15 protein-coding genes are annotated in these 19,584 nt (G+C 40.5%); 10 read left to right on the plus strand and 5 right to left on the minus strand.

The window, feature by feature from the left end; translation table 11 throughout:
- Nucleotides 1-127 precede the first annotated feature (127 nt).
- The 7 genes from ACFSR3_RS01375 to ACFSR3_RS01405 all read left to right on the plus strand — a co-directional run bounded on the left by ACFSR3_RS01375 (nucleotide 128) and on the right by ACFSR3_RS01405 (nucleotide 11,521).
- Nucleotides 128-616 carry a GbsR/MarR family transcriptional regulator gene (locus tag ACFSR3_RS01375; RefSeq protein ID WP_379819376.1) on the plus strand — a complete coding sequence of 163 codons (489 nt, stop codon included), beginning with the start codon at nucleotides 128-130 and terminating at the stop codon, nucleotides 614-616.
- A 39-nt stretch (nucleotides 617-655) separates the two neighbouring features.
- Nucleotides 656-1,810 (plus strand): efflux RND transporter periplasmic adaptor subunit, encoded by a 1,155-nt coding sequence (locus ACFSR3_RS01380; RefSeq protein WP_379819377.1) that lies wholly within the window; start codon nucleotides 656-658, stop codon nucleotides 1,808-1,810.
- 6 nt (nucleotides 1,811-1,816) lie between these two features.
- Nucleotides 1,817-4,975, plus strand: a complete 3,159-nt coding sequence (locus tag ACFSR3_RS01385; protein WP_379819378.1) for an efflux RND transporter permease subunit — start codon at nucleotides 1,817-1,819, stop codon at nucleotides 4,973-4,975.
- A 15-nt stretch (nucleotides 4,976-4,990) separates the two neighbouring features.
- Nucleotides 4,991-6,409, plus strand: coding sequence for an efflux transporter outer membrane subunit (locus tag ACFSR3_RS01390; protein WP_379819379.1), 1,419 nt, complete (start codon nucleotides 4,991-4,993; stop codon nucleotides 6,407-6,409).
- Nucleotides 6,410-7,398: 989 nt separating this feature from the next.
- Entirely contained in the window at nucleotides 7,399-9,693 is a 2,295-nt protein-coding gene (locus tag ACFSR3_RS01395; protein ID WP_379819380.1) for a T9SS type B sorting domain-containing protein, read from the plus strand.
- A gap of 206 nt (nucleotides 9,694-9,899) precedes the next feature.
- On the plus strand, nucleotides 9,900-10,313 hold the full coding sequence (locus ACFSR3_RS01400) for a hypothetical protein (RefSeq protein WP_379819381.1): 414 nt from the start codon (nucleotides 9,900-9,902) through the stop codon (nucleotides 10,311-10,313).
- 155 nt (nucleotides 10,314-10,468) lie between these two features.
- A complete protein-coding gene (locus ACFSR3_RS01405) occupies nucleotides 10,469-11,521 on the plus strand; it encodes a PA0069 family radical SAM protein (RefSeq protein WP_114757606.1) in 1,053 nt (350 codons plus the stop codon).
- Nucleotides 11,522-11,620: 99 nt separating this feature from the next.
- Here the strand turns inward: ACFSR3_RS01405 and ACFSR3_RS01410 are convergent, their stop codons facing one another.
- Together ACFSR3_RS01410 and ACFSR3_RS01415 are read right to left on the minus strand one after the other, a co-directional pair.
- The gene (locus ACFSR3_RS01410) at nucleotides 11,621-12,589 is read right to left on the minus strand and encodes a YpdA family putative bacillithiol disulfide reductase (RefSeq protein WP_379819382.1); all 969 of its coding nucleotides are present in this window, start codon (nucleotides 12,587-12,589) and stop codon (nucleotides 11,621-11,623) included.
- On the minus strand, nucleotides 12,577-13,050 hold the full coding sequence (locus ACFSR3_RS01415; RefSeq protein ID WP_379819383.1) for a CYTH domain-containing protein: 474 nt from the start codon (nucleotides 13,048-13,050) through the stop codon (nucleotides 12,577-12,579). The genes ACFSR3_RS01410 and ACFSR3_RS01415 overlap by 13 nt, the downstream gene beginning before the upstream one ends.
- Nucleotides 13,051-13,213: 163 nt before the next feature.
- Between ACFSR3_RS01415 and ACFSR3_RS01420 the strand changes: the two genes are divergently transcribed.
- Entirely contained in the window at nucleotides 13,214-15,244 is a 2,031-nt protein-coding gene (locus ACFSR3_RS01420; RefSeq protein WP_379819384.1) for a site-specific recombinase, read from the plus strand.
- 55 nt (nucleotides 15,245-15,299) lie between these two features.
- Here the strand turns inward: ACFSR3_RS01420 and ACFSR3_RS01425 are convergent, their stop codons facing one another.
- On the minus strand, nucleotides 15,300-15,959 hold the full coding sequence (locus ACFSR3_RS01425; RefSeq protein WP_379819385.1) for an NAD(P)H-binding protein: 660 nt from the start codon (nucleotides 15,957-15,959) through the stop codon (nucleotides 15,300-15,302).
- Between the two features lie 154 nt (nucleotides 15,960-16,113).
- Between ACFSR3_RS01425 and dinB the strand changes: the two genes are divergently transcribed.
- Nucleotides 16,114-17,214: a DNA polymerase IV gene (dinB, locus tag ACFSR3_RS01430; RefSeq protein ID WP_379819386.1), complete on the plus strand. Its 1,101-nt coding sequence runs from the start codon at nucleotides 16,114-16,116 to the stop codon at nucleotides 17,212-17,214.
- A gap of 56 nt (nucleotides 17,215-17,270) precedes the next feature.
- Complete coding sequence (locus tag ACFSR3_RS01435; protein WP_379819387.1) at nucleotides 17,271-17,645, plus strand: four helix bundle protein; 375 nt, start codon at nucleotides 17,271-17,273, stop codon at nucleotides 17,643-17,645.
- A gap of 65 nt (nucleotides 17,646-17,710) precedes the next feature.
- Here the strand turns inward: ACFSR3_RS01435 and gldD are convergent, their stop codons facing one another.
- Nucleotides 17,711-18,283, minus strand: a complete 573-nt coding sequence (gene gldD, locus ACFSR3_RS01440; RefSeq protein WP_379819388.1) for a gliding motility lipoprotein GldD — start codon at nucleotides 18,281-18,283, stop codon at nucleotides 17,711-17,713.
- Nucleotides 18,280-19,569: a gliding motility-associated protein GldE gene (gldE, locus tag ACFSR3_RS01445; protein ID WP_379819389.1), complete on the minus strand. Its 1,290-nt coding sequence runs from the start codon at nucleotides 19,567-19,569 to the stop codon at nucleotides 18,280-18,282. The genes gldD and gldE overlap by 4 nt, the downstream gene beginning before the upstream one ends.
- Nucleotides 19,570-19,584 lie beyond the last annotated feature (15 nt).

Below are 19,584 nucleotides of genomic sequence, written 5' to 3' on the forward strand. Positions count from 1 at the left end.
ATGTTAAAGTTGTAATTCCCTAAAACTGAATATCAATAATTTAACTTTTCTTTAAAAATTATTTAGTTCGGTAATTACCGAACTAAACGAACTAATTAGTACATTTGCAAAAAAAAATTTAAATTAGATGTCAGATTTAACAAAAGAACGCGAGGAATTGGTGGAGTTGTTTGGTGTGTTCTTTGAGACCACTCATCATTTACCACCCCTTGGAGCCAGAATTCTTGGGAATTTAATTCTCGATTCCAAAAGCAGCAACGTTACTTTCGACCAGCTGGTAGAACGCATGGGAGCAAGTAAGAGCTCGGTATCTACAAACCTGAATCTTCTTCTCAAACTGGGCAAGATAACCTACTTTACACAGCCCGGTGACAGAAAGAAATACTATAAGCCAACCCCATTTAGCGACCGATTTAACAATTACCTGAAAATGATAGCTTTAGAAAAAGAGATCATTGAAAAAATGGCTAATTACCGGGATAAATCTTCGTGCCCAAAATCGAGAGCTGAAATAGAAATGGTGAAGATTTACAATGAGCACCTTACGGAAATGGAAAGGCTCATTTTAAAAAGTATCGATGATTTTAAAAAGATAGAAAAAGAATCAGAAAAATAAACTCAATCCAAAAAACGAACAATAATCCAAGTACACAAAATGAAAAAGAGATCTTTATTAGGCGCAGTTTCCGCCCTAGTGATAATTGCATCATGCGGCAAGAAACAGGAACAGGCTCCCGCAGCAGGACCAATGCCTTTTCCGGTTCAGACAGTAACCCAACAGGACGCTACAGTTTTTGAAGAATATACAGCAAACCTTGAAGGTCAGCAAAATGTTGAAATACGCCCGAAAGTAAGCGGTTTCATCCAAAAAATATATGTTGACGAAGGCCAGCAGGTTCGCAAAGGCCAGTTGCTTTTTAAACTGGAAACACAAACCCTTAACGAAGATGCTGCTGCTGCAAAAGCTAATGTTGCTGCTGCACAGGTAGAGGTAGACAGGCTGAAACCGCTTGTAGACCGAAAAATCATCTCTAATGTTCAGCTTGAAACAGCTAAAGCCAAACTTGCCCAGGCAAAAGCTTCTTACAGCGCTGTAACTGCAAATATCAATTACGGAACAATTACTTCTCCGGTAGATGGTGTAATTGGTACGCTTCCATACAAAGAAGGTACGCTTGCAAGTGCAACCAGTGAGCTTCCGCTGACTACGGTGTCTGACACGAGAGTAATGCGTGCTTACTTTGCGATGAATGAAAAACAAATGATCAACTTCAGCCGCGAGTTTAAAGGGGCTACGCTTCAGGAAAAAATTAAAAATGCTCCTGCGGTTAGCCTTCGCCTTGTTGATGACAGCACTTATGAGGAAAAAGGAAAGCTTACAGCTGCTTCGGGCCTTGCCAATGCTGCAACAGGTACAAGCCAGTTCAGAGCTGAATTCAACAACCCTCAAGCCGTTTTAAGAAGTGGTGGCAAAGGAACTGTATTACTTCCCCTAAACATTAAAAATGCAATTGAAGTCCCTCAAAATGCAGTATTTGACATGCAGGGTAAACAAATGATATATGTTGTAAACAAAGACAATACGGTAAAATCTAAAATTGTACAGGTAAAAACAACATCTGGCCTGAACTTTATTATAGAAAGCGGTGTAGAACCGGGAGAAGTTATTGTTGTAGAAGGCACATCTAAACTTAAAGACGGTATGGCTATTATTCCTCAACCGGTAAAAGACGAAGCTGCAGCGGCAACCACTCAGGAAAACGCTGACGTAGCAAAAGAAGCATCTACACAAAACACTACCAAAAAATAATATCTAATGCTAAAAACTTTTATAGAAAGGCCGGTACTGAGTACCGTAATTTCGATCCTGATAACCATTTTAGGGGTTCTGGGGCTGCTTTCATTGCCTGTGGAGCAGTACCCGGAAATTGCCCCTCCTACCGTTCAGGTAACAGCCACCTATACCGGTGCGAATGCTGAAACGGTACTTAACAGTGTTGTGATTCCTCTTGAGGAAGAAATCAACGGTGTTGAAGGTATGACCTATATGACTTCGAGTGCTGCAAACGACGGTTCGGCAAACATCAGTGTATTCTTTGAACTGGGTGTTAACCCGGATATTGCTGCGGTAAACGTACAAAACAGGGTATCGAGAGCTACCAGTAAATTACCCCAAGCCGTTATTCAAACCGGAGTTACCACTCTTAAGAGCCAGACGAGCGCCCTTATGTTCCTTGCTTTATACTCTAAAAACCCGGAATATGACGGAACATTTGTTCAGAACTACGCCAAGATTAACCTTGTACCAAAATTACAGCGTGTAAAAGGTGTAGGACAGGTAAACGTATTTGGTGCAAAAGATTATTCAATGCGTATCTGGATCGATCCTGAAAAAATGGCATCATTCAACCTTGCACCAAAAGACATTCAGGCTGCATTACAGGAGCAAAACGTTGAGGCTGCACCCGGTAAATTCGGTGAGAATGCAGATGGCGTTTACGAATATGTAATCAAGTACAAAGGACGTTTAAGCAAAGAGCAGGACTATGAGAATATCGTAGTAAAAGCGACCGGAAACGGAAACTTTGTACGCCTTGGTGACGTAGCCAAAATTGAGCTTGGCGCCTTTAACTACGGGCAGAAAAACTTTGCGATGGGCCAGAATGGTGTGGCAATTGGTGTATTCCAGACATCAGGTTCTAACGCAAATGATATTATTGACGAGGTAAACCTGATCCTGGAAAGCTCTAAGAAAAACTTCCCCGAAGGCCTTGATTACGTAGTGCCTTTTGATACTAAAATATTCCTTGATGCTTCTATCCATAAGGTAATCTCTACCCTTATAGAAGCTTTTATACTGGTATTTATTGTGGTATTCCTGTTCCTTCAGGATTTCAGGTCTACCTTAATTCCTGCAATTGCTGTACCGGTGGCTATTATTGGTACGTTCTTCTTCCTGAGTTTATTTGGGTTCTCGATAAACATGCTTACGCTATTCGCGATGATCCTTGCTATTGGTATTGTGGTCGATGACGCCATTGTCGTCGTCGAGGCAGTGCACGCCAAACTGGATGAAGGCGAAAAAGATGCTAAAAAAGCAACCCTTTCTGCCATGAGCGAAATTCAGGGTGCGATCATCTCGATTACCCTTGTAATGGCGGCAGTATTTATCCCTGTATCATTCCTTAACGGACCATCGGGGGTATTCTATAAGCAGTTTGCCATAACACTTGCCGTATCCATCCTTATTTCGGCGGTAAATGCATTAACACTGAGCCCTGCACTTTGTGCCCTTTTCCTGAAACCACATGACGACCATCATGGACACAAAAAGAACCTGAAACAGCGTTTCTTTGATGCCTTCAACTCAGGTTTTGACGCCATGAACAACAAATATGTAGGTTCGTTGCGACGACTTGCAAAAAGAAAATGGGTTACTGCAATTATACTGGTTGTGTTCTGTGGTATCACTTACTTCCTGTTTACTACTACGCCTTCGGGATTTATTCCTAATGAAGACCGTGGTATCATCATGGCAGATATAACACTTCCACCGGGAACAACGCTTGAAAAAACACAGCTTGCCGTAAACCAGCTTGACTCGATACTTACCTCTATGCCACTTGTTGAAGCAAGGATGAGCGTTGTTGGTTTCTCCCTGTTAAACAGGGTAAACGGAGGTTCGTATGCATTCTGTATCATCAAACTGAAAGACTGGAAAGAACGTACCGAACCTAACCAAACAGTTGATGCTATAGTAGGTGAATTATTCGGACGAACAGCAGGCTTTAAAGATGCCAAAGTACTATTCTTTACACCTCCGAGTGTACAGGGCTTTGGTACTGCCGATGGTTTTGAGCTTAAGATTCAGGATACCGGTGATGATGACTGGGCTACAGTAAGTAAGGTAAGTAATGAATTCCTGGGCGAATTAATGAAGCGTCCGGAGATACAGTATGCCATAACCAACTTTAACCCGGGCTTCCCTCAATACCAAATGGATATTAATGTGGAAAGAGCTAAAGATGCAGGAGTGTCTGTAAGCGATATCTTTAATACCATGCAAGGTTATTATGGAGGTTTATATACTACCGACTTCAACAAATTTGGTAAACAATACCGTGTAATGATACAGGCAGAGCCGGAACAAAGAGCCGATGAAAAATCTATCGATAAGATCTATGTTCGCAATGCCAATAACCAAATGGTAGCAATAAGCCAGTTTGTAGACTTTAAAAAGATTTATGGCCCTGAGGCGGTAGCACGTTTCAACATGCTTAAGGCAGTAAACGTAAACGGTAAGTCGAAACCGGGTTACAGTTCGGGAGACGCAATTAAAGCCGTTCAGGAAGTTGCTGCACAACATTTACCAAAAACATATACCTACGAATTCTCGGGTATGACACGCGAAGAAATCATTGCCGGTAACCAGGCAGCTGGCGTGTTCTTATTGAGTTTGATATTCGTATACTTCCTGTTAAGTGCCCAGTATGAAAGCTATATACTTCCATTAGCCGTATTATTATCGCTTCCTGTGGGTATTGCCGGAGCCATTGGTTTTGTTAAGCTTGCCGGATTAGAGAACAACATTTACTTCCAGGTAGCACTTATCATGCTTATAGGACTCCTCGCCAAAAATGCCATTCTTATCGTTGAGTTTGCCGTCCAGCGACGCCACCACGGACTAAGTCTGGTTGATGCAGCCATCGATGGTGCCAAAGCACGTTTACGACCTATCCTGATGACATCGTTTGCATTTATCCTTGGTTTGATGCCTCTTGCTCTTGCCAATGGTGTAGGAGCCGTAGGAAACAGGTCGATAGGTATGGGTGCTGTAGGTGGTATGCTTATAGGTACAGTGTTTGGAGTATTTGTAATTCCAATTCTGTTCGTAATATTCCAGTCACTACAGGAAAAAATATCATCAAAACCACTTCCGGAAGATAATCAGCTTGCTGAAAATACAGAAGCTTAATTAATAGCATTAGTTATGAAATTCATAAGATCAACATATAAAATAGCAGCACTGGTTCTTAGCGGCATTCTCCTTCAGGGGTGTTTTGCCGCCAAAGAATACAAGAGGCCGGAAATGAAGGCCGAAAACCTGTACAGGTCAGAAATAGTATCTCAGGACACAATTAGCATGGCCGATATTTCATGGGACAAGATGTTTACCGACCCAATCCTACAGGGACATATTAAAAAAGGTTTACAAAACAACTATGATATCAGGTTTGCAATCCAGAACGTAGTGGCAGCAGAAGCCAACATGAAACAGGGTAAAGCCGGTTATTTTCCCACGCTAAGCCTTGGTGCCGACTGGACGCATATTGAACAGAGTAAAAACAGCCAGATAGGCCGTATTGTGAGCCAAACCGGGGGATCGACCAATCTAGACCAGTACCAGCTTACCGGAACCTTTGCCTGGGAAGCTGATGTATGGGGCAAAATTCGCAGCAACAAGCGTGCCTTCAGTGCTTCATACATGCAAACCATTGCAGCTAATCAGGTTGTAAAAACACAGGTTATTACCTCTATTGCATCATACTACTATCAGCTTATGGCTCTGGATGAGCAATTGAAGATAGCGGAAGAAACTTTAAAGAACAGAATTCAGAGTGTTGAGGCGGTGAAAGCCCTTAAAGATGGTGGTACCGTTAATGAAGTTGGCGTGAAGCAAACCGAAGCGCAACAATATGATACTGAACTTATCATTCAGGATCTTAAAAACAATATTGTCCTTACAGAGAATTCACTGAGCATATTGCTTGGCGAACCTGCTAAAAACATTGAGCGCGGTCAGCTTGAAGCCCAAACACTTAGCCCTGCATTACAGGTAGGCGTTTCTACCCAACTGTTACGAAACCGCCCTGATGTTGTGGCAGCCGAGTATGGTTTTATCAATGCGTTTGAGCTTACTAATGTGGCACGAAGCAATTTTTACCCTCAGTTTAAAATTACTGCTACAGGTGGTTTACAAAGTATTGAGCTTAAAGACTGGATTAATACCAATTCGCTTTTCGCCAATATCGTTACCGGCTTAACACAGCCTTTATGGAACGGAAGACAAATACGTACCCGTTATGAAATTGCAAAAGCACAAAACGAACAGGCGCTTATAAATTTTGAAAAAGCGCTTATAACCGCAAGTAAAGAGGTGAGCGATGCGCTTGCCAACTATGACAATGAAACCAAAAAAATTACCATTCGAACAAAACAGGTAGATGCGCTTGGCAAAGCAGCCGATTATTCAGATGAGCTATTAGAGTACGGAATGGTAAACTATCTTGAAGTTCTTGTAGCTAAAAGCAATGCCCTTAACAGCGAACTAAGCCTTGTAGATACAAAATACCGCCAGCAACTTGCCCTGATAAACTTATATAAAGCCCTTGGAGGAGGATGGCGTTAATAGTATAGTCCGGGCTTCCGGATTATTTTTAGATTAATTGTTTGTTTTATGTTTGCTCCCCGTTATTCCACTAAATAACGGGGAGTTTCTTTTTAAGGTAGGGTATTCACACTTTAAAATGTTTACTATCTGTGTGAAGTTTCTTTCTGTAAAAAAACCGCCGGGCTACATAACAACGGTGGTTTTTTCTTTTAAATACTCAGTCATAATATGTAAATTCTAATTCAAAAAGCATTTTAGACTAACAGTACGCAACCTTTTATCTTTTTCACGTCTTATCTAAAAGTGATTTTAATTAATTTTTAGGATTTAGCATTCATGGGATATTGTGTTTAAGTTTTAGTTTTGTGTAATATCTCATACAGCCGGTTTTAGTAAATTACTAAGACCGGTTTTTTTATTTAACAATACTATTCTCCTTTACATGACCCCTACAAAAGGTACATTTTCATCCTAAACCGTAACCATTAGCTTACAAATAGCTATTTTTTAAATATTTTAAGAAGCAACAACTACACCGTTTTCGTAAGAATCGCATTTTTATTAAAAAAAACCGATAAAAACATCGCTTAAATCGACGAAATGCAAAAAAAATTCAAAATTCAATGTTAAAGTTTACGGTCGGTATTTGTTTTTTAGATATTTTTGCCTCGCTTAATTATTAGTATGGCTTCCAACACCTTACATACTAAAATTTAACATTTCCCACCATCCATTAACCGTTTTTTAAGGCTTTAACAAGCTACGGCCGCATAATATCTTCCAATCCAAAAGATGAAATGGTTCGTAAGTGAGCCCTATAAACCCTGCTTTTAGTTGTTAAACAAGAGTTTTACAACAAGAGTCATTTCAACCAATTATCCAAAAGGAGTTGTAGTATTTCTATTTAGACGTCAATGTTAAGTTAGGTACTATGTTCCATAACAGTAAGAGAATGTTAAGGAAACCCGATGGCTAAGCAATAGGCTTAGCTGTATGATAATTAAATAATGAGACAAGCACACTTATGGCTATGCGTTTTCGTTCTATTATTTTTAAACGCTAACGCACAGCAGGACAACAATTGGTACTTTGGCCGAAATGCAGGCCTTAATTTCAGCACAGGAACCCCTGAAGCAATAACCAGCAGTACAATGAGTACTATGGAGGGAAGCGCTTCGATATCTGACAATAATGGCAACATACTTTTCTACACAGATGGTATTAGCGTATGGAACAGGTATAATTTTAAAATGCCAAACGGAAATGGTCTTTTAGGCGATAAGTCTACTACTCAGGCTGCTGTAATTGTTCCCAAACCCGGATCACAAACAAGATATTACATTTTTACTGCCGATGATGCCGGTGGACCCGATGGGCTACGCTATTCTGAAGTAGATATGCAAGCTGACAATGGCAAAGGAGATGTAGTTAACGCTAATGTACTCCTGGTTACCCCCGTAACCGAAAAGATCACGGCTTCATATCACGCAAACGGAAATGACATCTGGATAACCACTCACCAGTGGGGTGGCAATGCTTTTTACAGCTTTAAAGTTACCAGTGCAGGTGTAAACACTACTCCGGTAATAAGTAATACCGGACTTGTAATTGACGGAGCAGAAAATTCCGGCCACTATGCCGGCTGGATGAGCATTTCTCCCAATGGAAAAAAACTGGCATCTGCCAGCAGCCTTTTTGCTATCGAACTATTTGATTTTGACAACACAACAGGTATTGTATCAAACCCTGTAACACTAAAAACACCTGCTAAATGCTATGGCGTGGAGTTCTCCCCTAACAGCAAATTACTGTATGCTACAACCGATGGCCTTATTTTACAATACCAGGTAAATGCAGCCGATGTGTCTGCTTCACAAATTCAGGTAGGGACAATAGATGTTGCAAGTTCAATTAAACTTGCTCCGGATTCTAAGATTTATCTGGTAGACAAATACCTGTCCGGAACCTTATCAGTCATTAAAAAACCTAATGTAATTGGCACAGGGTGTACTTTTTTACTTAATACAATTGACCTGGGCGGAAAGGAAACATTTGTAGGGCTACCCAACTTTCTTACTTCACCGTACTATCTTTTAGATATAAATACTGAAAACGACTGTACAGATACATCTGTAGCTTTTCAGGCTGTTAGCACTTTAGATCCTGAAGAGATAGAATGGGATTTTGGAGATGGCAACTACTCGACCAATGCCAACACAACCCATACCTATAGTATTCCCGGCACTTATACTGTGAAACTTAAGGCAAAAAGAAAAAGCCTGTCCCGATATTACTCAAAGCAAATTAGTGTGTTCGGGACACCCGTAGCCGGAGAAGCACCCGACATGCATTCATGCGGTAGTGCCGAAGGCTATGCTGCTTTTAACCTTGCCGAGCAAGATTCAACCATACTGGGCAACCAGCCTGCCGATCAGTTTACGGTAACGTATTACACTTCGCAGGAAGATGCAATGTCTGCCAGCAATATTCTGCCAGCAACTTATACCAACACTTTAAACCCGCAAACAATTTATGCACGTATAAGCAGAAATAGCGGTGCTTGTTATGACATAACATCTTTTACTCTAAATGTTACTCCCGCTCCGGTTCTCGACATGGATGACAATTATAGCTTCTGCGAAAACAGTTATGTTGTAATCAGTGCTCCAAAAGGTTTTGACAGCTATACATGGACCTACAATGGAAAAACGGAAAGCGGAACATATCAGAAAAGCATAAACAAAGCCGGAATATATATACTTACCGTTTCTAAAACTACAGGTGCTACGATATGTGAAACAACTCACAGCTTTACGGTTACCGAATCGCAAAAGCCACAGATATTAAAACTGGAAACAACAGAATGGACTGACAGCACCAACTCTATTACCGTGATAATGGCTACAACAGGTAATTACGAATATTCTATTGATAGTAATACTTATCAGGATGAACCTGTGTTTGAAAATCTTAAACCGGGAGAGTACACCGTTATGGTAAGAGACAAAAGTGGTTGCGGACAGGATAAGGCAGAAGCTGTACTATTGATGTACCCAAAGTTCTTTTCTCCTAACGGCGATGGCATTCATGATAATTGGCAGGTAAAGTATGCATGGTTTACTTCGGAAACCAGCATAACGATAATGGATCGCTACGGAAAGATCGTAAGTTCATTTAGAGGCAACAGCCCCGGTTGGGATGGTACTTTTAATGGCTACCAACTACCTGCAAGTGACTATTGGTTTATTATAACCAAAAAAGACGGAAAGGAATATAAGGGACATTTTTCGCTTATGCGATAGCAATCAGAGAAAGGGTAAATTATTTTACAGGGATTTATTTGTTAAATCGGAATTATGATGCATTTCATCGAATTTAACATGTTAATGTTTGATAAACACAATGTTAGTTCAAAACTTATGCGTTAGATTAGCAATGCTTTAACATCTTGTTAGGAAAATTTTTTGAATAATTTAACCCCTAAATTCCCATGCATACCCTTTTCATAATGTTTGGCTTATTAATTACTGTAATCTTTTTTCTCATAGATAAAAATCTTTTCCCCGGCTCGGCACTGGCCAGAAAACGCATACTTATGCGACTGGAAAGAAACAAGGAAAAAGACATGGAACTTCAGGCTGAATTTGTGGCACTTGTACACGCATATGAAGCCTGGTCACATAAAGCATTCCCTCAAACAGATGTAACTTATACAGAGTACATTAATCTTCTAAAAGAAAAATCAAGCATAGAATATTCTGATGCCGAATTTGAAAAGCTTAAATCCAGGCTCGAAAGACATCAGATATCGGACTATATCGAAAAAGTAAAAAATCAGGAAGAGGCGGTAGTAGCACTACAGGCTGATATAGCCTGCCAGAAGAAAAAATTGCAATCTCTTGATATAGCAAAGGCATCTTAAACTAAACAACGAAACCTTTTAACTCCTGTTAAGAGGTTTTGTTTTTAAAGCCCTTTGTTTACTGGCATTCCCGTTTTTGTTGATAACCTCTACCCTCTTTTAACACAAAAAGAAATGTGCTTTCACTAATTTTCTGCTGGCTAAAACAGGGAAAGATGGAAAAGGAAAAAATTAAAGGACAGGGCGCGGTTACTAATATTCATAACCATTTTATTAAGAACCGCTACGAAACATCCATCTATCAGGATGATTATGAAGAGCAGATAGCCAAAACTAAAATTCTGGAAGTGTTTCCCAAAACAATAGTCAATGCCGTAAAAAGCCCTGACCTGCCCATGGCCTATTCCATGAATCCCTATCAGGGTTGCGAACATGGCTGCGCTTATTGTTTTGCCCGCCCTACTCATGAATACTGGGGCTATAGTGCCGGAGTAGATTTTGAGCGTGTTATCATGGTAAAAAAGAATGCACCCCAGCTACTGGAGCAATTCTTTAAAAAAAGAGGTTATAAGCCGGAACCCATACTTATGTCGGGCAATACCGATTGTTATCAGCCTATAGAGAGAAAGCTTGAGATTACCCGTAAACTGCTTCAGGTATGTCTGGATTACAGACATCCGGTACATGTACTCACTAAAAACGCACTGGTAACACGCGATATAGACATACTAACAAAGCTTGCCGAGAAAAACCTTGTAACCGTATCGTTAAGCATCCCAACCATAAACGAAGACTTAAGACGTGTACTGGAACCAAGAACCTCATCGGTAAACACAAAACTTAAAGCTCTCGAAACACTGTCTAAAGAAGGTATCCCTACCCATGTTATGGTTGCCCCAATGATTCCGGGACTCAACACTCCTGAAATACTGCCAATTGTAAAAACCATAGCCGAACTGGGCGCACAAAGCTTTGGCTACACACTGGTTCGCCTTAACGACACCGTTGAACCTGTTTTTATTGACTGGCTCGAGGCTCATTATCCCGACAGGAAAGATAAAGTACTGCACCAGATAAGTGAAATGCATGGTGGCAAATTAGGAGAAAAACAGGTTTTAAAACGTCAGGTTGGCGAAGGGAATATTGCCGAAATGATACATACCAGTTTTAAGATAGCCCGAAAGAAATATTTTGACAAAAAAGAATTTCCCGCATTAGCATTGCACCATTTTGATGGTACTAAAGGCGAACAGCTGAGTCTGTTTTAACTCATAGTGTTTTTTGTCATTGCGAGCGTAATGCAATGAAGCGTGGCAATCTCTTTCAGATTGCTTCGTCGTCTCTCCTCGCAATGACAAATAAGAGTATTATTTAGAAAGAATATCCCCCACAATCATTCTGGCATGCACACGGCTGTTCTCTATAAACCACTTATGGGTTTCAAGCCCACCGCATACAACCCCTGCAAGATACAAACCCTTCACATTAGTCTCCATAGTTTCAGGATTATAGTTTGGCGTACGGTTAATACCTTCTGATATTTCAACTCCCGCAGCTTTTAAAAATTCAAGATCAGGACGATAGCCGGTTAACGCCAATACAAAGTCGGCTTCAACCAGTATTTCACCATCCGGCGAATTGATAATTACTTCCTTCTCGTTAATCTCGATTATCTCCGAATAAAAATGAGCTTTGATGCTGCCTTCGGCAATACGGTTTTCGACATCGGGCTTAACCCAATATTTAACCCTGTCGTTTATTTCACCCTTACGGATAACCATGGTAACATCGGCCCCCTTGCGGTAACATTCCAGTGCCGCATCTACCGATGAGTTATTGGCTCCCACCACTACTACTTTGCGAAAAGCATATTCGTGGGCTTCTTTGTAATAATGGCGCACATGCGGAAGATTCTCTCCCGGAACCTCCATATACATCGGGATGTCATAAAAGCCGGTGGCTATAACTACATTTTTTGAAGTATAATCTGCTTTAGTAGTCTTAAGCGAAAAAACACCATTGGACTTATCTACGCGATCAACTTTCTCAAAAAGATTAATATTCAGGTTAAAATGACGCTGAATATTGCGATAATACTCCAATGCCTCCTGCCTGCCCGGTTTGGGAGCTATACAGCTAAAGGGAACACCGCCTATCTCGAGCCTTTCGGCAGTTGAGAAAAAAGTCATATACAACGGGTAATTGAACAGGCTGTTTACCAGTGCACCTTTTTCAATAATAATATAATTGAGCCCCTTGCGCTGTGCTTCAATACCGCAGGCCATGCCAATGGGTCCTCCACCTATAATTATCAGGTCGTATATTACTTCTTCCATGTACTATACGGATTATTGCTCAGAAAAGCATTGTAATAATGTGTATTTCCTGTTACTTCCTCTCCCAGCCATTGTGGTTTCTCAAAACTTTCATTTTCATCATTCAGTTCAACTTCAGCGATTACCAGTCCGGCATTAGCCCCAAAGAATTCATCCACTTCAAAAGTATGCTTGCCCACTTTTACTTCGTAGCGTATCTTATCAATACTGCCGCTTTCACATAAGGTAAGCAGGAGCTGAGCCTCATCGGCAGGAATTTCTTTCTCCCATTCAAAACGGCTTGTACCGCTTTCATTACTTGCGCCTTTAACGGTCAGAAAACCCTGATCGCCTTTGGTACGCACGCGCACCGTTCGTTCGGGATTAGAATTCAGATAGCCCTGTGCTATTCGTTTCTGATTAACAGCCTCATTTTTATAAGCGTCGGACAGCACCAGAAATTTACGTTCAATCTCAATCATGTTCTTTGGAAATAATAGCTAAGGTAGGGAATTTACAAGCTCATCTTTGCTTCAAAATTGAAGAAACTTTGCCAAACCTCTTAACCAAATACTAAAACCTTTCTATGTGTAAGGTTTTCCGGTTTATGATTTGTATTTTTACGCTTCAGTCCCCATAAAACCTATGAAGTTCAGAAAAACTAAAGATAAACCTAAGAATAATCTAGCCAATTTCTTCAAAACGAATTTTGATGAGCATAACCTTTGGGAATATAAGGCGGAAGAAACCGACCTGCTGGCACAGCTTGTAAACATCATCCGTCCTAAAAAACCAAAACTTGTACATTCGGTTGATTTAGGTGAACTTTTACATGAACTTAAGGAAAATGCCAAATACCGCGAAGAACTTTCGCAGTATATAAAAGGACTTATAAAAGACAAGAAATTCAGCAATATACTTACCGATGCAGGCATAATATCTAATGCCGACTTTTTGTTCGAAGTAAAAAGGAGATTGTTTGCAAAACTTATCCCTGAGCAACCGGAAAAAAACACACTGGAATACATTCTTAACCAGGTGTTTTTTGTAAAAACAGACCCTGTATGGATCGACAAGATTCCGCCTCAGCAGATTGAACAACTTTTTGACCTGCTTCAATTCAAACCAATTTACGACGAAAGCAAAGATCAGCTAACCGAACTGATTTTTGCCATAGAAGTAAACATTCACCGTATAGCAGGACGTGCACTCGAACATGAAGTTATTAAAATGGTTCCCGAATATGAGAATCTCGAGAGCCCTTTTCTTGCTTTTCAGAGGGAATTTGGCGATGTAAGGGAAAAACTGCTAGACAAAAAAAGAGATTATGTAACCTCCGACGATCTGGATTACAAACAACTGGTGCTACTACAACAGCAATGTTCCGACTATGTAAAGACTGCTTTTAAAAATAGTGAAAAATTTGGCATATCACTACACGTCAATCAAACGTTGCTTCGTATCAGGCAGCAACTTGAGCGCTTACAGACACTTTTACCATTATTAGCCATAGATGCTCCTGAAGAAGCTAAGAAACACACCATTGAGCTTGCTAAAGACCTTATCAGCTATAACTGCGACAAAAACAACATAAGGAAACTGATTAACGAAAGTACACAATTGCTTTCGTATGAAGTTACACAACACACAGCCCGCACCGGCGAACATTACATTACCAAAGGCCGTAAAGAATATTTCAGGATGCTTTGGGCAGCTTCAGGAGGTGGGTTTATAGTAGCCATTCTCTGTATCATCAAGGTTTTTCTTTCCAAAATGGACACCAGTGCTTTCGGACAGGCCTTTTTTTACAGCATGAACTATTCGTTGGGCTTCATTACCATTTACCTGTTAGGCTTTACGTTGGCTACCAAACAGCCGGCCATGACAGCATCGGCATTGATTAGCGCCCTTGAAGCGGGTAGAAAGAACGACCATATGCCTGATGCCGAAAAACACAAGGCCTTCGCCGAATTGTTTGCACGTGTATTCCGTTCGCAGTTCATTGCCTTTGTCGGCAACGTATTTGTAGCATTTCCGGTAGCTTTGCTGGGCATCTGGCTTATAGACATTGCTTTTGATTATAACCTTGCACTTACTAAATGGTACCATCTTATACACGACCTGAATCCTATTGATTCACTATCAATATTTCATGCTGCCATTGCAGGTGGTTTCCTCTTCCTATCCGGAATCATTGCCGGAGCGGTTGCTAATCGCGATAAGTACCAGCATATTTATTACCGTATACAGGAACATCCCTTACTTAAAATGAGTCTTGGGCGTGTGCGTACCGAAAAGCTGGCCAAAATGTACGAAAAGAAATGGGCTGGCATAGTTTCTAACTTCTGGTTTGGTATATTTATGGGAAGTACAGGTGCTATTGGTATTTTCCTGGGACTTAACATTGATATAAGACACATTACTTTTGCCAGCGGAAATCTCGCACTGGGTCTTTATGGCGCTAATTGGGAAGTCTCGGATGAATTGCTGTTCTGGGGTATTTTTGGCATCGGTATTATTGGGGCAGTAAACTTCCTGGTAAGCTTTGGCCTTTCTATGGGACTCGCATTCCGTTCAAGGAATATCCCTATCTCCGAGATGCGCCAGGTAGCCGCTTCGGTATGGAGCTATTTTAAAAAGAGACCGTGGACGTTTTTCTTTCCTCCTCTGAAATAGTTTTCAGTAAACCGAATCAGCACCAAATCTATCTGAACCGTTAAGCGTGTAAAAACTATTTGCTTCCCAAGTCCTCAATCTTATCCGAGGTTATAACCGTTTGTGTATAATTGTTATTGGCAAGCCAAAGCATGGCTCTGGCAATGGTTGCTGCCTTAATACTCCTGTACTTAGCCGCTCCGCCAAAGAGCAACGGATTGAGTACCCACATAAAACCCTCGGCAATCTTTTCAGCAATGCGGTTCTCTTTCCTTTCGGCAAGAATAAGCGAAGGCTGCAGCAAATGTACTTTGGTAATATGTTCCGACAAAACAGCTTCCTGCATTTCTCCTTTTGTGCGGTTATAAAAGATACTACTGTCGGCATCGGCGCCAATTGCCGAAACCACAATATAAGTACCTATGTGATTATCCGCAGCCAACTTTGCAGCAGCAACAGGAATTCCAAAATCGATATCGCGATAGGTTTTCTTATCAGGAGTTTTAGCTTTAGTAGTACCAATACAGCAATATACCTCATCTCCCTTAAAAACATCAGCATAGGCACTAAGGTCAAAAAGATTGATAAGATGTTCTTCGATTTTTGGATTGTTGTTTTTTACTGATGAACGGGCAAAAAGTTTTATTTTTTCGTAGCGGCTATCTGCCAGCAGTAATTGGAGGAGTTCACTACCTACAGCCCCGCTTCCACCTAAAAGTATAGCGGTTTTTGGCATAGTTGATTTGTTTTCTTGTTTCCGGTATATGAAATTACAAAAAATATTTCCAAAAATAACAAAAACACGCTCTAAACAGCATGTAAAGCCATTTTTATGGCATCAACTACAAATCAGCACTTAAAAATATAGTAGTAAATCGTAACTTTACAACATGGAAACCCCCGAAGAACCCATCCTTCAACGAAAGATCATTCATGTAGACATGGATGCCTTTTATGCCTCGGTAGAGCAACTGGATAATCCGGAACTGCGGGGTAAAGCCATTGCTGTAGGCGGAGGCGAAAGCCGCGGTGTTGTATCGGCGGCAAGCTATGAGGCAAGAAAATTTGGCGTTCGCAGTGCCATGAGTGGATTTTTGGCAAAAAAGAAATGTCCGCACCTTATTTTCGTCAGGCCACGATTTGACCGTTATCGTCAGGTATCACAACAAATACGTGAGATCTTTCATGAATATACCGACCTTGTAGAACCTCTTTCTCTCGATGAAGCCTATCTTGACGTTACCGTAAACAAAAAAGGTAATCCCAGCGCCACAATGATCGCTAAGGAGATCCGCCAAAAGATACTCGAAAAGACAGGACTTACGGCATCGGCAGGGATATCAATTAATAAATTCATTGCTAAGGTTGCGAGCGATTACAACAAGCCTAACGGCCAAAAAACCGTAAACCCTGACGAGGTACTGGAATTTCTTGAAAACCTTGCTATTGGTAAGTTTTATGGCGTAGGCAAGGTGACCGAAGAAAAGATGTACCAACTGGGCATTTTTACCGGAGCCGATTTAAAGCAAAAATCTATTGAGTACCTTACGGAGCATTTTGGAAAATCAGGGGCGTATTATTACTATGTAGTACGCGGAATACACAACGGACAGGTTAAGCCCGACAGGACTGTAAAATCAGTTGGAACGGAACACACTTTTTTTGAGAACCTGGTATCGGAAGTATTCATGCTCGAAAAGCTGACGCTTATTGCCGATGAGCTGGAACGCAGGCTAAAGAAAAAGAAAATTGCAGGCAAAACCGTTACTCTTAAAATAAAATACAGCGATTTTACCGTACAGACACGCAGTAAAACACTTCCCTATTTTATATCTGACAAGAGCCTTATAATCGAAACGGTTAAAGAATTACTGTATCAGGAAAAACCAAAGGATTCGGTGCGTTTACTGGGTATTTCGCTCAATAACCTGAATACTGAGGAATCAGGCGTTAAGAAACCCGTTGCAGTACAATTGAAGTTTGAGTTTTAAAAAGTTCGCAGTCACAGTCGCAGTTTTCAGTATATTCGAAAAATAAAAATGTTATAATGGACTTTAGAGAATTACTCACCTATAAAAAAGCATTCGAGCTATCAATGGACATATATATGCTTTCCAAATCATTTCCAAAAGATGAAAAATACTCTCTAACAGATCAAATAAGACGCTCTTCAAGAAGCGTATGTGCTAACATCGCAGAAGCATACAGAAAAAGGAGATATGTAAATCACTTTATAAGCAAACTCACAGATAGTGATGCCGAAAATTCAGAAACAAATGTTTGGCTAGAATTCGCATTGCGATGTGAATACATCACAGAAGAAAAATATCTGGAACTCACTGCCAAAACAATTGAAACCGGCAAAATCATAAATTATATGATGAATCATCCTGAAAAATTCGGATGTACAATAAATCCCTGAAAACTGTAAAGAAAAATCAATACTAGTACTGACACTGCAAACTGTGACTGCGACTGTAAACTATTTTATTTCCACTTAACCGTTTCCATAATATTCCTCATGTCGTCACGAAGGTAGCTTGCCGCCGGCATTATAGAATCGAAATTAGGTTTTGCGTAAAAATATACTGATCCGGCAAGGAAATGATGCAAGCTGTCGGTTACATAAAACTGTGCATTAGTTGCTGCGTTACCTCCTACTTCATAAAACATTCCGTAGGATTTTTTTTCCGGATTAATATAGGGCTGCTCACGAATATCATCGGCCTTTACAACCTGTTTGTAGGTAAGTGTTTGCGCATCTCTTAAAAGCTCTTCCAGATTACCGTTTACCGGTTTGTAGTTAAGATAAATGGTAGCCTTCATTTTTGGGTAATGAATTTCAAGGCTGCTACAGTCTTTACCAGGCTTTAATTGTGCCATTGAGTTGTATCCAAAAGTATAAGGACATGGCTGATCCAGCGCCACATATTTGCCCATTGGGTAATCAAGCCTTAGGTATGCCTCCGGTTTAGGAAGGGTTTCTCCACCGCAACTAACCGCCATAACAGCAATAGCCATCATACTTAAAAAGCCTGTCAATCTTTGTATTGTATTCATTTAAGTGTAACCTTAATTTGTTTTATCCTTCTCTTATCAACTGATTCGACGGTAAAGATATTGCCATTAAAGCTAATTTTTTGACCTTTTTTCGGAAAATTACCCCATACCTCTAAAAGAAAGCCGGCTAACGTCTCTGCTTCGCCTTTGGCTTCTTCAAATTCTTCTTCTTCAATATCGGTTATCCTGTAAAAATCTTTCAGTGATATTTTCCCGTCAAACAGATAATTATGATCATCGATGCGGGTATAAATAATATCCTCATCATCAAACTCATCGCTGATATCACCTACAATTTCTTCAAGGATATCCTCCAGTGAAATTAGTCCTGATGTACCTCCGTACTCATCAACTACTATGGCAAGGTGATTTTTCATGTTCTGGAATTCCTTAAGGAGGTTATCGAGCTTTTTGTTCTCGGGTACAAAGAAAGGTTCTCTTATGATAGACTGCCATTCGAAATTATCATTATCGATATGCGGAATAAGATCTTTAATAAACAACACCCCTTCAATCTGGTCTACATTATCACGATAAACAGGAATACGCGAAAATCCTTTATCCACTATCTTTGGAAGCACCTCGGTAAACGATGCCTCAATATTAAGGGCAAAAATATCAATACGCGGACTCATTACCTGCTTAACATCTGTATTCCCAAAGGTAACAATACCTTCCAGTATCTTTTGTTCCTCAACTGTTGCGTCGCCATAATCGGTAAGTTCCAGCGCCTGTGAAAGCCTGTCAACAGAAAGCCCGTTGCCCTGTGCACCAACCTTTTTCTGGAATTTAATCATCAGTTCGCGCATGGGTATGCTAAGCGGAGAAAGCAATTTATTAAGTCCAAACAGCACATAACATATCCTGTTGGCAAATTTAACATTGTTCCTTCCGGCATAAACCTTTGGCACTACTTCGGCAAAAAGGAGTACTAAAGACATGATAACAAGTACCTGTACTGTAAAACTTAGCCACGCAATGCTGATACCACTAAAAAGGACTCCGCTTATCCTGAAGAAAAGTATAATGACAGCAATATTGATAAAGGTATTGGTAATAAGAATTGTGGCCAGCAGCTTTTTAGGCTTTTCGAGAAGCGAAACAATAAGGCTGCCACGTTTAGGATTGTCTTTGTTCATCTTTTCAACATCTTCCGGTGAAAGCGAAAAGACAGCGACTTCGGTGCCGGATATGAACGCAGAACAAATAAGGAGGAAGATGATTCCTGCCACGCCATATATAAGGCTAAGGTCTAATGAGGTGTAACTCGAGGGGTCGGGGTCCAAAACAATGGGTATTCG

The sequence above is a fragment of the Flavobacterium suzhouense genome, from assembly GCF_042684765.1.
Classification (GTDB): domain Bacteria; phylum Bacteroidota; class Bacteroidia; order Flavobacteriales; family Flavobacteriaceae; genus Flavobacterium; species Flavobacterium suzhouense.

Coding starts and splice junctions, on each gene's coding strand:
- ACFSR3_RS01375 (WP_379819376.1), top strand. CDS start 128: ATGTCAGATTTAACAAAAGAACGCGAGGAATTGGTGGAGTTGTTTGGT.
- ACFSR3_RS01380 (WP_379819377.1), top strand. CDS start 656: ATGAAAAAGAGATCTTTATTAGGCGCAGTTTCCGCCCTAGTGATAATT.
- ACFSR3_RS01385 (WP_379819378.1), top strand. CDS start 1,817: ATGCTAAAAACTTTTATAGAAAGGCCGGTACTGAGTACCGTAATTTCG.
- ACFSR3_RS01390 (WP_379819379.1), top strand. CDS start 4,991: ATGAAATTCATAAGATCAACATATAAAATAGCAGCACTGGTTCTTAGC.
- ACFSR3_RS01395 (WP_379819380.1), top strand. CDS start 7,399: ATGAGACAAGCACACTTATGGCTATGCGTTTTCGTTCTATTATTTTTA.
- ACFSR3_RS01400 (WP_379819381.1), top strand. CDS start 9,900: ATGTTTGGCTTATTAATTACTGTAATCTTTTTTCTCATAGATAAAAAT.
- ACFSR3_RS01405 (WP_114757606.1), top strand. CDS start 10,469: ATGGAAAAGGAAAAAATTAAAGGACAGGGCGCGGTTACTAATATTCAT.
- ACFSR3_RS01410 (WP_379819382.1), bottom strand. CDS start 12,589: ATGGAAGAAGTAATATACGACCTGATAATTATAGGTGGAGGACCCATT.
- ACFSR3_RS01415 (WP_379819383.1), bottom strand. CDS start 13,050: ATGATTGAGATTGAACGTAAATTTCTGGTGCTGTCCGACGCTTATAAA.
- ACFSR3_RS01420 (WP_379819384.1), top strand. CDS start 13,214: ATGAAGTTCAGAAAAACTAAAGATAAACCTAAGAATAATCTAGCCAAT.
- ACFSR3_RS01425 (WP_379819385.1), bottom strand. CDS start 15,959: ATGCCAAAAACCGCTATACTTTTAGGTGGAAGCGGGGCTGTAGGTAGT.
- dinB (WP_379819386.1), top strand. CDS start 16,114: ATGGAAACCCCCGAAGAACCCATCCTTCAACGAAAGATCATTCATGTA.
- ACFSR3_RS01435 (WP_379819387.1), top strand. CDS start 17,271: ATGGACTTTAGAGAATTACTCACCTATAAAAAAGCATTCGAGCTATCA.
- gldD (WP_379819388.1), bottom strand. CDS start 18,283: ATGAATACAATACAAAGATTGACAGGCTTTTTAAGTATGATGGCTATT.